We start from the raw sequence: 13,909 nt of genomic DNA, 5'->3' as shown, positions 1-13,909 counted from the left end.
GGGTTCGACGAACTTCCCCAGGATGGCACTAGCCGTCGGCTGGTGCGTGCCCGCCCCCTGTGGGCACTGCAGCGGTTATCAGGGAATCCCGGCCTGCCGGGAACAACTACTAGGGAGTGATCGAGATGACTGAGACGCAAGTGACTTGGCTGACCCCGGAGTCGCACGACAGGCTCAAGGGTGAGCTCGACGCGCTCATTGCCAATCGTCCCGTCATCGCTGCCGAGATCAATGAACGCCGTGAAGAGGGCGACCTCAAGGAGAACGGTGGATACCACGCCGCTCGTGAGGAGCAGGGCCAGCAGGAGGCGCGCATCCGCCAGCTGCAGGAACTGCTGAACAACGCCAAGGTCGGCGTCGCACCGACGAAGGCAGGCGTCGCGCTCCCGGGTTCGGTCGTCAAGGTCTACTACGACGGCGACGAGTCCGACACCGAGACCTTCCTGATCGCGACTCGCGAAGAGGGTTTGAACGACTCCAAACTGGAGACCTACTCGCCCGCCTCGCCGCTCGGCGGCGCGTTGATCGACGCCAAGGTCGGCGAGACCCGTGAGTACACGCTGCCCAACGGCAACACCATGAAGGTGACGCTGGTCAGCGCGGAGCCCTACCACAGCTGACGCATCCGGCCGAGGCATTGCGCCCGGCCTCCTCGGATAGCGCAACCACGCTCTCCCCCGAACGCAAGCGGCCGCACCCGACTCCGGATGCGGCCGCTTCGTCATGTCCGATACCTCAGCCGGCGAGTGCCTGCTCGACATCGGCGATCAGGTCGCTGATGTCTTCGATACCGGCCGAAAGCCGCACCAGATCGGCGGGCACCTCGAGATCGGAGCCCTCGGTGGACGCGTGCGTCATCGCGGCCGGGTGCTCGATCAGCGATTCCACGCCACCGAGCGATTCGGCCAGGGTGAAAATCTTGGTCCGCGAGCAGAAGTCGCGCGCCGCGTCCGGGCCGCCGTGCAGCCGCACCGAGATCATGCCGCCGAAGCGCTTCATCTGCTTGTCGGCGATGAAGTGGCCGGGATGTTCGGCCAGTCCTGGGTAGATGACCTGTGAGATCGCGGGGTGCCTGGTGAGGAACTCGGCGATAGCCTCCGCGTTGTCGCAGTGCCGATCCATCCGCAACGCGAGGGTCTTGGTGCCACGCAGGGTGAGGAAGGCGTCGAACGGGCCGGGCACCGCGCCCGCACCGTTCTGCAGGAAGGCGAATGCCGCGTCGAGTTCCGGGTCGTTGGTGATCAGCGCGCCACCGACCACGTCGGAGTGCCCGCCGAGGTACTTGGTGGTCGAATGCGTGACGATGTCGGCGCCGAGCAGCAGCGGCTGCTGTAGGTACGGCGTCGCAAAGGTGTTGTCCACCACCAGCTTCGCGCCCGCCGTGTGCGCGACCTCGGCCAGTGCGGGGATATCGCCGATGCTGAGCAGCGGGTTGGTCGGAGTCTCGATCCAGACCAATTTGGTGTTCGGACGGATCGCGGCACGCATCTCGTCGACATTGAACACGTGGGCGGGCGAGTGTTCGATGCCCCACTGGCTGAACACCTTGTCGATCAGCCGGAAGGTGCCGCCGTAGGCATCGTCGGGAATGACGATGTGGTCGCCGGGCCGCAGCGTGGCGCGCAGTGCACAGTCGGTCGCGGCCATGCCGGAGGCGAATGCCCGTCCGAAGCGGCCCGACTCGAGCGCGGCGAGGTTGGCCTCGAGCACGGTCCTGGTCGGGTTGCCGGTCCTGCCGTACTCGTAACCGTCGCGCAGCCCGCCCACCCCGTCCTGGGCAAACGTCGAACTCGCGAAGATGGGCACGTTCACCGCGCCGGTCCGCGGATCGGGATCGAATCCGGCGTGCACGGCCCGTGTAGAGAATCCCAACTCACTCATGGCCCCAGCCTAGATGGCGGTGAATTATGAGCAACTGGCTGGTGCGGCCTCTTACTGCGTATATCGGACGGCCTGTCCCCACCGCCCGTCCGCCAACGGCGGCAGACGGCCGCGGCCCGGGGTCCACAGTGCAACGGTTGATGGGAGTCACGTAGAGATTCTTGCCCGCGGCCTGTGAGGCGATCACCCACTTATCCGCCGGAGCTGAAATCGCCAGCCCGCCAGACCTGACCCGGCGAGGTCAGTTCGACGGTCAAGTTATCGCGCATAGGCCGCGGCTATCTGCGATGACTCCTTAGCGCCGGATTGGGCGGATTTGTTCCTCAACTCCTATACGCACGGCGACACCGGTGGCACCGAGTTGGGCGGCCGCGACGCCGAACTCCGGGTCTCCGTCCTCGCCGGGGAAGCCAGTAGCGATGTCTACCCGCTGGTGATGGTCCGTACTCGAGGGTTGCTCGGCCCGTTGATCCAGGGGCGCAGCGCGTTACGAAAATCGACGAAGACTTTCGCAATGAGACCGGCCCTGTTCAGCTACGTTTTTCGCATGTTCTGTCGGATCTGCTAGCCTTCCGCTGCAGCAGGACACCTGTATCCACGGCCCCAGTCAAGCGACTTGGGGCCTTTTTCGTTCAACCCCAAGCTCATCGACCAAGCCCTCGGCATCCGCCGGGGGCTTTTTTCGTATCCGGAGGCACTGTGCTCACCACTATCCTTTCCGCGGTCGCAGAGTCCGCGGCGGCCGGTGTGTTTCCAGCGACCGTATTTCTCGGCGCCGTCACCCTCGTGACCGTGATTGCCCTGTGCCGGGCCGACCACAACGATGTCCCGAAGATCTTCGATTCGTTCACCTCAGCTTTCGGGTTCCACAATTCGAAGTCCGACAAAGCTGCCACCGCTCGCGGTGCCGATCATTTCTGTCAGAGCGACCCAGATCCCGGGCAGGGCAAAGGGGCGGACAGCGAGGAGGAGGCCGCGTGACCAAGCGTCGCACTCGCACCGGTGGCCCGGTCGAGAACAAGGTCATCGCATCCGCTGTGGCCACCGAGTTCTACTCCACAGTGCTCAGCGCCCTCCGAGATCTTGCCGATGAGGGCACCGTCGACCTGAATCCCGCCGTAGACGGGCGACCAACCGCCTGGAGGTACAGCGCCGAGGCGCACGACGCCGACCTGTTCGAAGACGTTCTCAGCGGGAAGTCGCTGCTGCTCATCGCCGAAACACGACGGGAGACGCTGGAGAACATCCAATGGCGATTCCGTCGCGTACTCGAGTTGGTGGGAGGTATAGCAGACACCGGGCAGAACGAGGGGGCTCTGGTCGATCCCGACGAGTTCGAGCGTTTCATCCAGCAAACCCGCGAAAAGGCCAGAGCGGCCTTACGACTCCAGTGCCGATTTCATGGGTGGACCGAGGTAGGGCCGTTCATGGCAGAGCGATGCCGGATGTGCCCGTGCCCGCTGCCCGAAGTCGAGGAATCCACCCGTGGTCGGGCACGGATCTTCTGCAGCAACGCCTGCCGACAACGGGCATATCGACAGCGCGGCCGCCAACGGGCTGTTCGCAGCGGCAGGTGAGATGTCGGAGGTACCGCCTACTGTCGGGCAGTATGACGACGGAATCGGTTGGGCGCCTGTACCTCACACGGCAAGCCCTCGGAGCGCTGCCGCCAATACTTCGCGGCATCACCCTCGATGTGGTCGAGGGGATCCCGGTCGCGGATATCACACAGATCAGCGATACCGGCTGGCTCGTCGCCGACGCCATCCCAGACGATGACGACGGCAGCAACCACAACAACTGGGTCGAACTACGCCTGCCACCCACAGCGGTTGCGGCATGGCTCCCCAAAAAATCCGAGTCCTCGCGACGGCGCAAGTTCCGCTAGGTGAGCTAGGGCAGAGGTGCAGGTCGACATCCATGCGCCGATCCAGAACGCGCACAACATCGACAACACCGTCGGCGGTCACCCGGTCCAACAGCACACGTGATCCGGCGGCGAGTTCGAGATAGCCGGGGCGGAGCTCATCGCAGGCCTGCCGATAGCCGCGGGTTCGCGACGACGCGCTCGATAGCGTGTTGGAGTTCGCGCAGGTATTCCTCGGCCTAGGTTTCGAGCCTGCCGACACCGCCGGCCGGCGTGCGCCTGGCCGACGCGGTGAAGGTGTTCCTCGACACGATCCCGGCGACGAACACCCGCCGCGGCTACGGCATAGTGTTGAACCGCTTGATCGCCGACTTCGGCGCGGACACGAATGTGGCGCTGCTGGTCCTGGAGCCGGATATACCTTGCGCTGGCTGCGGCACTCGCGATCGCTGCGAACAAGGGCGCGTCCACGCCGGTGCTGATGAAGCTGTCCGGGCACCCTCGGGCGGTCAGCCTGTGTACCTGCCGGAGGCGCAATAGCCCTCGAAGATCCACGGTGCCTCGGTCCTACCGTCTTCGGGCAGCGTGACCGTGCAGGAGTCGATATCGAAGATGAAGCCGGGCGGGCATGGATCGCGCAGGTACAGGTAGGTCTGTGCGACGACGGCCCAGTAGATGTTCGCGAATTGTGCGTGGGGGTGATCCCCGTCGGGCAGGCCAGAGGGATCGGGAGCGTACCGATAGATATCGTCGGTCGACCCCTGGAAGACCGGCAGATCGACCGGCGGCGGTGGCGGGGGTGGCGGTCCAGCCGGCCGGGCGTACCGTGCGGAGATGATGTCATCGAGGCGGTAGGTCTGTTCCTCGGTGACTATGTGGCTCTCTGATTGGTCATTGACCAGAACTCGGTAGACCTGGGTCCGATAGGTAACGGTCAGCACCAGAATCCTGGCACTGAAATCGACGCGGGCGAATTTGCCGCTGTATTCCCATGTGGGCGTGCTGATCGAAGGCACCTTGACGGTGACTTCGACATACTGGCCGGGCCGGAGGTTGGCGAGGTCCTGTTCTTGTGTCACGTCCATGCTTCATGGAAGCACCCGTCACCCGAGTATCGGCTCTGACACGCGAATTGTTCTGCGCCATTCGGTGGTGGTCGGTTCACGTCGTCGGTGATGCGGTGATCGTGCAGGTAGGCGGGCACTACGACAACCGACAAGCGCTGGCGACAGTCAGGGCGCGAGGTCGAAGAGGGCCAATGCATGCGCCGTCGTTGCGGTCTCCAGGTCCAGGAGTTGGTGGATGCCACCGCGCTGACGAGCGGCGGAGCCCGCGGTGACGAGCGGCAGAGCCCGCGGTGATCAGCGTCCGCATATGGCTGTATCGGATCGCGAGGGCAACCACACCACCGGGTCGACGGGCGATGTGCCTGGGGTCGGAGCGAGGTCGGTCTCGGTACCACCGATCCGAATTAGGCTGAGGCCATGGTGACTGTCGAAGAACTGTTCGCGATCGATGCCCTGTTGACCGACGAGGAGCGCGAGATCCGCAATACCGTCGCGGCCTTCGCGAACCGGCGGCTGCGACCGCACATCGCGGACTGGTTCGAAGCGGGCACCTTTCCGGCCCGCGAGATCGCCCCTGAACTGGGCAAGCTCGGACTGCTCGGTATGCATCTGGACGGTTACGGGTGCGCGGGGATGTCGGCGACCACCTATGGGCTCGCCTGCCAGGAGCTCGAAGCCGTCGACTCGGGGGTGCGCAGCATGGTGTCGGTGCAGGGGTCACTGGCGATGACGGCGATCCACAAGTTCGGATCCGAGGAGCAGAAGCAGCAGTGGCTGCCCGAGATGGCGGCGGGCCGCGCACTCGGCTGTTTCGGGCTCACCGAACCCGACTTCGGCTCCAACCCCGGTGGCATGCGGACCCGCGCCAAGCGCGATGGCGCCGACTGGGTGCTCAACGGATCGAAGATGTGGATCACCAATGGCTCGGTGGCCGATGTCGCGGTGGTCTGGGCCCAGACCGAGGACGAGGGCAAACAGGTGGTTCGCGGATTCCTGGTAGCTGCGGACACGCCCGGGTTCAACGCGCGGGAGATGCATCGCAAGCTGTCGCTGCGCGCCTCGATCACCGCGGAACTGGACTTCAGCGATGTCCGGTTGCCCGCCGATGCCTTGCTGCCACAGTCACGCGGGTTGAGCTCCCCGCTGGCCTGCCTGAGCGAAGCCCGTTTCGGCATCGTCTTCGGTGCGCTCGGCGCGGCCCGGGACTGCCTGGCCGCGACTATCGAATACGCGAGGACCAGGGAAGTCTTCGACAAGCCATTGGCCGCCTACCAGTTGACCCAGGCGAAGCTGGCGGATATGGCGCTGGAGTTCGGCAAGGGCCAGCTGCTCGCACTGCATCTGGGCCGGTTGAAGGACCAGGGTGTGGTGAGCCAGGAACAGATCAGCGCGGGCAAGCTGAACAGCACCAGGGAAGCCATCGCGATTGCCCGCGAATGCCGCACCATTCTGGGTGCCAACGGCATCACGCTGGACTATCCGGTGTTGCGTCATGCGAACAACCTCGAGTCGGTGCTCACTTATGAGGGCACGGCGGAGGTCCACCAACTGGTGCTCGGCAAAGCCCTGACCGACGCAAACGCGTTTCGCTGAGAATCGAAAATGCCACGTATGTGCCGGCACGAGTCGCCTTCGATAGTCGACTCACGACCAGCCGAGTGATTTCGCGAGGACATGGCAACCGGTCAGGGAAAGGCAAAACTCGGCCGGCGATGTGACGCTTGTCTGCCGCGGCCGCCGCGACGGGAAAGGAAGCCCAACGGGCGGAAGAGTTAGCATAATGAGGTGTTTTTGCTCGGCCCCGCGTTGCTCGAAGTGTCGGCGCGAAGGACTTTGACCCGCCTGCACAAGACGCACGGGGTACCGGCGCTTGCCGCGGCCGCGACATCGCCCGCGTTGTCAGCGGCGCTGGATCAGCATTCCGCCGCCGTCCGCGACATTCTCGACCTCGGCGTCGAAGACTCCGCGAAAGTTCCGGAGAGCGTGCTGCTCGCCGGTTATGCCAGAGGGCTGCTCGATCATGTCCGGGAAAGCAGTTTCCGAGCGGCAGGCGGTCAGGACGCAGGCGAATTGCGCACGCCCGGTACGCCTGCAGACTGGGCGAACGCCGACTGGTTTCAGTTGCGCTTGGCCGGGGTCTGCCTGCACGCCACCCACCGACTCGCCTGACCTCGTACCGAATCCGATCCGTAAGGCGCGATCCCATGACGCACGTCCGCCGCGAACCGAATCGGCCCGCGGCGGACATTGTGGTCAACTCGGTGGCGGCGGCCTATCGCATGTCGCGCGGATCGCCGTACTGCGAATAGCCGCTCTGCGGATGCCCGCCGTTCGAATACCCGCCCTGCGAATACCCGCCCTGCGAATACGACTCATCCGACGGCTCCGGCTGCCACTGCTGTCCACGGGCGGCCTGCTGGTCCATCCACAGCTGCTCGCGCGAGGCATCCTCGCGGCCACGGTTGTATGCCTCCGCATGCCCCTTCACCGCGAGCATCTCGTCTTCGAGGTCGGTGAGCCAGCTGTCCCAGCGCCGCTGCATCGGACGGACCATGCCGCCGCCGACACCGACCACCAGAATGCCGCCGACGGTGGCGAGGACGGCGATCAGGAGCGGCGTGGTGACCGAGGTCGCCACCCCGATCTGATTCAGTGCCGCGATGATGCCGATGCCCCAGATGAACACCGCGGCGCACCGGCCGAGCATCGGGCCATAGGACAGGCCGCCGAGCATATCCGTGACGATGTCACGTACGGCGTGCGCGATCGCCCCCGCGATCACCACGATGACAATCGAGACCGCGGCCTTCGGCAACCAGGAGACGATTCCGTTCAACATATCGCTGACCGGGTTCGGCCCGAATACGCCGAATCCGAGCTGTAGCGCGATAAGCAGGATCGCGTAGTACGTCAGCTTCGCCAGTAGATCCGAGGCGTCATAGCGGCTGCGCGACAGTATTTGCTTGATCCCGCCCCGCTCGACGAGCCGGTCGAAGCCGACCCGGTCGAGCACACGATTCACGATCGCCGCGAACGCTTTCGCAACGATCCACCCGATCAGCAGGACGACGAGGAATCCGGCCAGCTTGGGGACGAACGTGGCGACGGAACTCCACGCGTCCGAGAACCCTTGCTGGAAATCGATAGCCAAACTGGAGGTATGCACGGCCCTTCCCTTCGCTATCCGATTGCGCCCTGACGATTTGCCAGGACGGCTTCCAGGCCGGTTATACCCCGGCTCCAGCATCGGAATCATTGATTTGCGAACAATTTGCCGAACTAAATTACCGCCGCGAATGTCACCCCTCGCCGCCACCACGAATTCGCCGAACGAAAAGTTCGCATCGATTGCTGGATTGTTCGACGCACACCCGAACATGGCGGCCCGCCGCGGAACACCGCACACCCATTCGATGCGTAACCCTCGGGCAGACGACGGCACCGCGCTGTACCCAACCCCTCGGCCCCTACGACGCACTCGAAGCCGCGCGCCGAGATGCCCCGCAACCCGCGGATCCACTGCCGAGGCCCCACCTCGGCGGCCGATCCGCACGGTTGCGCACTATTGACATTCAATGTGAACTGGATCACACTTCTAACTGTGTTAGGTGAAACTACTCGCAATAGGCAAGCCGAACGGCGTGAGGCGACTCGGCAGGAAATCCTGGAGGTCGCCTGGGAGTTGGCACGGGAACACGGCCTCCCTCAGCTGACGCTGCGCGCAGTGGCAAGTCGGGTCGGCATGCGGGCCCCCTCGCTCTACACCCACTTCGCTTCGAAGAACGCCATCTACGACGCGATGTTCGGACAGGCCTGGCAGGAGTACGAGCGCGTGTCCCAGCGCGCGATCGCGCAGCTGCCCGCATCGCCCCGAGCAAAAATGCGGGCGCTGTCCCGAGACTTCTTCGACTTCGCGGTCGTCGATCTGACGCGCTACCAGCTGATGAACCAGCGGACCATTCCCGGCTTCGTGCCGTCGCCGGAGTCGTATGCGGCGTCCGTGCGAGTGCTGCACCGGGGCCTCGATCTCCTCGCGAACATCGGCGTCACTGATCGCGGCGATATCGAGATCTGGTTCGCCCTCCTGGCCGGACTCGTCGATCAACAACTGGCCAACGACCCGGGCGGCGACAGCAGACGCAGGCTGCTGGATCGCGCAGTGGATATGTGGGCCGACGGTGTCGGCCTGGTACAGGACATCGGATCAACCGAGTGACGGCGCGAGGAAGCGACCATGACAACGATGAGTACCAGCGAACGGACCGGCCTCCGCCGAGCCACGATCGACCATCCCGAGGCGATGCGACTGGCCGCAACGGAATACACGCGCATCGCGCACACAGTGGCCGGGCTTGCCCCCAATGACTGGGCAAAACCCACCGACTGCACGGAATGGACCGTGCACCAACTGGTTTCGCATGTAGTCGGCATGGTCGCGATGGCGGCCTCACTGCGAGAGAACATCCGGCAGAACCGGATCGCGAACAAGCGGCCGGGCGGCGAGGCCGAGATGGTCGACGCGCTCACCGCGCTGCAGGTCCGCGAGTTCGGCGAGCACACGCCAGCGGAGCTCACCGCGCTCCTGGCGAAGCTCGGCCCGCGAGCCGCCCGGATGCGCCACCGCGCACCCGAATTCATCCGCCGTCGGCCGATGCCGGGTTCGCAGCCGGTCAACGGCGTCGCCGAAAGATGGAGCCTCGGCTACCTGATCGACATCATCCTGACCCGGGATCCCTGGATGCACCGGATCGACCTGTGTCGGGCCGCGGGCCAGGACCTCGTGCTCACCGCCGACCACGACGGACGCATAGTCGACAACGTCGTTCGCGAATGGGCCCAGCGTCACGGCATGCCCTACCGATTGACACTCACCGGCCCAGCGGGCGGCACCTGGTCATCCGCCGACGCACCTGATCCGCTCGAACTCGACGCCGTCGAGTTCTGCCGGGCACTCTCCGGCCGCAGCGACGCAAACGGCTTGCTGCGCACCCAGGTTCCGTTCTGACTCGTGCCGACCGAACCCGTTTCGAGGACGCCATGAACATCCACCAGCTCACCGCCGACGTCACCGTGCTCAGTGACTGCGCCGAGGTGCCCGGTCTCGGCTTCATCCCGGTCAACGCTTTCGTTCTGCACGCCGCCGAACCGGTGGTCATCGACACCGGTTTGAGCAACTCCGACAAGGACTTCCGCACCGAGCTCGAGCACGTCATCGATCCCTCCGACGTGCGCTGGATCTGGCTCACCCACCCGGACCGCGATCACACCGGCGGCCTGTGGAGTCTGCTCGAAGCCGCACCGCACGCCCGCATCGTCACGACCTTCGCGGGCGTCGGAATCATGTCCTGCGAATGGACGATTCCGCTCGATCGGGTGTTTCTGCTCAATCCCGGGCAACAATTGGACGTCGGGGATCGCACACTGATCGGTTTCCGGCCGCCGCTGTTCGACAATCCCGCCACGGTCGGCGTTTTCGATACCGGCTCCGGGGCATTGTTCAGCTCCGATTGTTTCGGCGCGCCGTTGCCGAGCTCGGAGCTCGCCATGAGCGCCGATGTGCGGGCCGCTGGACCGGAGTTAACGCGGGCACAGCTACTGTGGGCCACGGTGGACAGCCCATGGGTGCACACCGTTGATCCCGAAAAGTACTCGGCCACCGTGGATCCGATTCGCAAGCTGGATCCGTCCGGCATCTTCAGCACCCACCTGCCGCCCGCCATCGGCATGAACGATCGCATGTTCGACACGATCTCGGCGGCCCCGACGGCTCCCGCATTCGTCGGGCCGGATCAGCAGGCGCTGGAAGCCATGCTCGGAGCCTTCGAACCCTGATCACCGGAGACCCTGCTACGCAACACGTTTCACATCACAGCCGTTCGATGCAATCGCATCGAGTCTTGATGCCGTTGCGCACTAATGGATTTCGCTTGATACAGGGAAGGCTCCAGCGAGTCTCCGCGTTCGACGGTCACCAGAGGAAGAGAGGCGACCGACTGCCGAATCATCCGATGCGGTCACTCGATATCTCAGCTCAGGCCCTGGGATCGCCGGGCCCACATATTCAGCCCGGCGATCGTGACGAAATCAGTAGCCGATGCTGCCCGTGCTCAGGAAGCCGAGGAGGTCGTGGCGGGTGATGACGCCGACGGGCTTGCCTTCCTCCACCACCATGAGCGCGTCGGTGTCCGACAGCGCCTTGGTCGCGGCGGAGATCGGTTCACCGGAACCGATCAGCGGGAACGACGGGCTCATGTGCTTAGCGACCGGATCGGTCAGGTGCGCGCGGCCTTCGAACACCGCGGAGAGCAGGTCGCGTTCGGAGACACTGCCCGCGACCTCGCCCGCCATCACCGGCGGCTCGGCGCCGACGACCGGCATTTGCGAGACGCCGTATTCGCGCAGGATCTCGATGGCGTCGCGCAGGGTCTCCGACGGGTGCGTGTGCACCAGATCGGGCAGCTCGCCCGACTTGCCGCGCAGCACGTCACCGACGAGCGGCTCGTCGGTGGTGCCGTCGAGGCGCTCCCGCAGGAAGCCGTAGGAGCTCATCCACTCGTCGTTGAAAATCTTGGACAGGTAGCCGCGGCCGCCGTCGGGCAACAGCACCACGATGAGCGCGTCCGGATCGCGGCGCGCGACCTCGATGGCCGCCACCACAGCCATGCCGCAGGAGCCGCCGACGAGCAGTCCCTCCTCGCGGGCCAGCCTGCGGGTCATGTCGAAGGAGTCGGCATCGGAGACCGCGATGATCTCGTCGGGGATGGCCGCGTCATAAGCGGACGGCCAGAAGTCCTCACCGACACCCTCGACCAGGTACGGACGACCGGTGCCGCCGGAGTACACCGAACCCTCCGGGTCGGCGCCGATGATCTTCACCTTGCCGCCGGAGACCTCCTTGAGGTAGCGACCGGTGCCGGTAATGGTGCCGCCGGTGCCGACGCCCGCCACGAAATGGGTGACCTTGCCGTCGGTGTCGCGCCAGATCTCCGGGCCGGTGGTCTCGTAGTGGCTGTCGGGTCCACCGGGATTGGAATACTGATCGGGCTTCCATGCGCCGTCGATCTCGCGCACCAGCCGGTCGGAGACGTTGTAGTAGCTGTCCGGGTGATCCGGCGGCACGGCGGTCGGGCACACCACGACCTCGGCGCCGTAGGCCCGTAGCACGTTGCGCTTGTCCTCACTGACCTTGTCCGGGCAGACGAACACGCACTTGTAGCCACGCTGTTGGGCGACGAGTGCGAGGCCGACGCCGGTGTTGCCCGAGGTGGGTTCGACGATCGTGCCGCCGGGCCGCAACTGCCCGGATTTCTCGGCGGCCTCGATCATCTTCACCGCGATCCGGTCCTTGGAACTGCCGCCAGGATTCAAGTACTCGATCTTGGCGGCTACCACGCCGGCGTTCGGTCCCACCACAGAGTTCAACCGGACCAGCGGTGTATTACCGATGAGGTCCACGACATGATCCGCGATGCGCATGGCACCCATCGTTGCAGAACCGTCGTCCGGGCAGCCCACCGCCATGTTCTCTACTCCCCGTCACCCGGCCGAACACCCTTGGCCCGCACCGCAGGGGCCGGTCGATGTGAATTCGGGCACGCCACGTCTGTCGTGTGCTACCGGCGATCCGTCGCGCTCGCGCCTAGGATCTCCGAGCATGAGGCAGCCGATCATCACCCGTGCCGCCGCGGCTCTCGCCGGATCGGTGGTGGCCGTGGTCGTCGGATCCGGTGCGCAGGCGAACGCGACGACCATCGAGTTCCCCCAGGTGCCCACGCTGGCCACCGGCGGACTGTGCTGGACGAATATCAGGACCTGGGTCGAGACCGACCAGCAATGGCCTGGCCGCGCCATTTTCAATGTCCGTGCCCTACCGGTCTCCGGGATCGGTCCCGGCGGCTACCCGTTTGCGCCGCTGTGCGAGGTCTACACCACCGTCGCCTGGCGCAATATGACCACCGGCGCGGCGGGCGCGTACAACAACATCGTGGTCACCGGCATCTACGGCAGCATCCAATACTCGCTGTTCCAGGACACCGGTCCCGGCCGCGTCGAGGTCACCGTCACCACCAACAACCTCAGCATCCCGGCCCGCGGCTGGTTCGACGTGCCTGCCTGAGGTCACCGAGTGGACCGCCCGGCGGGCATTGTGTCCGCTGCGACGGTCCGTAAAATTTCTCACCGTGAGCACACCACGGATCAGCTGGCGGATCGCGGCAGTCACCAGTGCCGCAACCGTGCTGGCCGGTTCCGGCGCGGGGACGGCATCCTGGGCGGCGTATCGCCTGCTCATGGCACAGGCGGGGGTGGCTAGGGGCGTCATCGGGCGCGACACCTCGAAACCACCGGAGGCCGACGGAATCTACACCGCGGGATGCCTCGCGCCGCAACCATGGCGGGCCGGTGTGCACGCGGATCTGCACGTGATGATCTTCGGCGATTCCACCGCCGGTGGCGTCGGCTGCGACAGTGCCGAAGAGGTGCCCGGCGTGCGCATCGCCCGCGGTCTCGCCGAGGCCACCGGACAGCGAATTCGGTTGAGCACCAAGGCAATATCGGGAGCCACCTCCAAGGGACTCGCAGGCCAGGTCGACGCGATGTTCGTGGCGGGGCCGCCGCCGGACGCCGCGGTCATTCTGATCGGCGCCAACGACATCACCAAGAAGCATTCCATCCGGGCTTCCGCACGCAGACTGGCTAGCGCGGTGGCGCGGCTGCGCCGAGCCGAGGCCATCGTGGTGGTCGGCACCTGCCCGAATCTCGGCATCGTCACCGCGATTCCGCAGCCACTGCGGACGGTGGTGCAGAACTGGAGCGCCCGACTGGCTCGGGCCCAGACGGTGGCGACCACCGTCGCGGGCGGGCGCCCGGTGCAGATGGGCAATCTGCTGGCGCCCGAGTTCCGCGCCGCGCCCGAGTTGATGTTCGCGGCCGACGGATTCCACCCTTCGGCGGCAGGCTACGAACTGGCCGCGAAACTGCTGCTGCCCGCGTTGATCGGCGCGCTGAACGAGTCGACCCCCGCTTCCCGCCCAGCAGGACGCGACGTAGATTCGATGAGAACGCACTAGTAACAAACGGTTCGCGGAGTGTGCTC

16 protein-coding genes and 1 pseudogene are annotated in these 13,909 nt (G+C 65.4%); 12 read left to right on the top strand and 5 right to left on the bottom strand.

Features of this window, described 5'->3' with window-relative positions:
- Positions 1-125: 125 nt before the first annotated feature.
- Entirely contained in the window at positions 126-620 is a 495-nt protein-coding gene (gene greA, locus AB0M74_RS16455; protein WP_328405951.1) for a transcription elongation factor GreA, read from the top strand.
- A gap of 115 nt (positions 621-735) precedes the next feature.
- Here greA and AB0M74_RS16450 read toward each other — a convergent pair whose 3' ends face one another.
- Positions 736-1,881 (bottom strand): cystathionine gamma-synthase, encoded by a 1,146-nt coding sequence (locus tag AB0M74_RS16450; protein WP_366527071.1) that lies wholly within the window; start codon positions 1,879-1,881, stop codon positions 736-738.
- A gap of 699 nt (positions 1,882-2,580) precedes the next feature.
- On the opposite strand from AB0M74_RS16450, the gene AB0M74_RS16445 reads away from it, so the two are divergent.
- From AB0M74_RS16445 to AB0M74_RS16435, 3 genes are read left to right on the top strand one after another with little or no spacing between them, the layout of a single operon-like run.
- Positions 2,581-2,862, top strand: coding sequence for a hypothetical protein (locus tag AB0M74_RS16445; protein WP_366527070.1), 282 nt, complete (start codon positions 2,581-2,583; stop codon positions 2,860-2,862).
- Entirely contained in the window at positions 2,859-3,458 is a 600-nt protein-coding gene (locus AB0M74_RS16440; RefSeq protein WP_366527069.1) for a hypothetical protein, read from the top strand. The genes AB0M74_RS16445 and AB0M74_RS16440 overlap by 4 nt, the downstream gene beginning before the upstream one ends.
- 32 nt (positions 3,459-3,490) lie before the next feature.
- Positions 3,491-3,769 carry a hypothetical protein gene (locus tag AB0M74_RS16435; RefSeq protein ID WP_366527068.1) on the top strand — a complete coding sequence of 93 codons (279 nt, stop codon included), beginning with the start codon at positions 3,491-3,493 and terminating at the stop codon, positions 3,767-3,769.
- Between the two features lie 13 nt (positions 3,770-3,782).
- Here AB0M74_RS16435 and AB0M74_RS16430 read toward each other — a convergent pair.
- Positions 3,783-3,987, bottom strand: a pseudogene (locus AB0M74_RS16430) (type II toxin-antitoxin system RelE/ParE family toxin); the annotation flags it as partial.
- A 34-nt stretch (positions 3,988-4,021) separates the two neighbouring features.
- Between AB0M74_RS16430 and AB0M74_RS16425 the strand changes: the two are divergent.
- Complete coding sequence (locus tag AB0M74_RS16425) at positions 4,022-4,288, top strand: hypothetical protein (protein WP_366527067.1); 267 nt, start codon at positions 4,022-4,024, stop codon at positions 4,286-4,288.
- Here AB0M74_RS16425 and AB0M74_RS16420 read toward each other — a convergent pair.
- A complete protein-coding gene (locus AB0M74_RS16420) occupies positions 4,258-4,827 on the bottom strand; it encodes a hypothetical protein (RefSeq protein ID WP_366527066.1) in 570 nt (189 codons plus the stop codon). The genes AB0M74_RS16425 and AB0M74_RS16420 overlap by 31 nt on opposite strands.
- Before the next feature lie 405 nt (positions 4,828-5,232).
- Between AB0M74_RS16420 and AB0M74_RS16415 the strand changes: the two genes are divergently transcribed.
- Positions 5,233-6,408, top strand: coding sequence for an acyl-CoA dehydrogenase family protein (locus AB0M74_RS16415; protein WP_366527065.1), 1,176 nt, complete (start codon positions 5,233-5,235; stop codon positions 6,406-6,408).
- Between the two features lie 192 nt (positions 6,409-6,600).
- Positions 6,601-6,984 carry a DUF6401 family natural product biosynthesis protein gene (locus AB0M74_RS16410; RefSeq protein WP_366527064.1) on the top strand — a complete coding sequence of 128 codons (384 nt, stop codon included), beginning with the start codon at positions 6,601-6,603 and terminating at the stop codon, positions 6,982-6,984.
- A gap of 103 nt (positions 6,985-7,087) precedes the next feature.
- Here the strand turns inward: AB0M74_RS16410 and AB0M74_RS16405 are convergent, their stop codons facing one another.
- Positions 7,088-7,981, bottom strand: a complete 894-nt coding sequence (locus AB0M74_RS16405; RefSeq protein ID WP_366527063.1) for a hypothetical protein — start codon at positions 7,979-7,981, stop codon at positions 7,088-7,090.
- A gap of 435 nt (positions 7,982-8,416) precedes the next feature.
- On the opposite strand from AB0M74_RS16405, the gene AB0M74_RS16400 reads away from it, so the two are divergent.
- Genes AB0M74_RS16400 through AB0M74_RS16390 form a run of 3 tightly spaced genes read left to right on the top strand, consistent with a single transcriptional unit; the run spans position 8,417 to position 10,647 of the window.
- Positions 8,417-9,031, top strand: a complete 615-nt coding sequence (locus AB0M74_RS16400; RefSeq protein WP_366527062.1) for a TetR/AcrR family transcriptional regulator — start codon at positions 8,417-8,419, stop codon at positions 9,029-9,031.
- A 27-nt stretch (positions 9,032-9,058) separates the two neighbouring features.
- Positions 9,059-9,820, top strand: coding sequence for a maleylpyruvate isomerase family mycothiol-dependent enzyme (locus AB0M74_RS16395; protein WP_366527061.1), 762 nt, complete (start codon positions 9,059-9,061; stop codon positions 9,818-9,820).
- 32 nt (positions 9,821-9,852) lie between these two features.
- A complete protein-coding gene (locus AB0M74_RS16390; RefSeq protein WP_366527060.1) occupies positions 9,853-10,647 on the top strand; it encodes an MBL fold metallo-hydrolase in 795 nt (264 codons plus the stop codon).
- Positions 10,648-10,899: 252 nt separating this feature from the next.
- Here the strand turns inward: AB0M74_RS16390 and AB0M74_RS16385 are convergent, their stop codons facing one another.
- Complete coding sequence (locus tag AB0M74_RS16385; protein WP_366527059.1) at positions 10,900-12,291, bottom strand: cystathionine beta-synthase; 1,392 nt, start codon at positions 12,289-12,291, stop codon at positions 10,900-10,902.
- Positions 12,292-12,469: 178 nt separating this feature from the next.
- Between AB0M74_RS16385 and AB0M74_RS16380 the strand changes: the two genes are divergently transcribed.
- Positions 12,470-12,931, top strand: coding sequence for a hypothetical protein (locus AB0M74_RS16380; RefSeq protein WP_366527058.1), 462 nt, complete (start codon positions 12,470-12,472; stop codon positions 12,929-12,931).
- A 64-nt stretch (positions 12,932-12,995) separates the two neighbouring features.
- Positions 12,996-13,883 (top strand): SGNH/GDSL hydrolase family protein, encoded by an 888-nt coding sequence (locus AB0M74_RS16375; protein WP_366527057.1) that lies wholly within the window; start codon positions 12,996-12,998, stop codon positions 13,881-13,883.
- Positions 13,884-13,909: the final 26 nt, after the last annotated feature.

The organism is Nocardia sp. NPDC051463, assembly GCF_040681975.1.
Lineage (GTDB): Bacteria > Actinomycetota > Actinomycetes > Mycobacteriales > Mycobacteriaceae > Nocardia.
The sequence above is the reverse complement of the archived record's forward strand: the minus strand, read 5'-3'. Positions and strand labels throughout refer to the sequence as shown.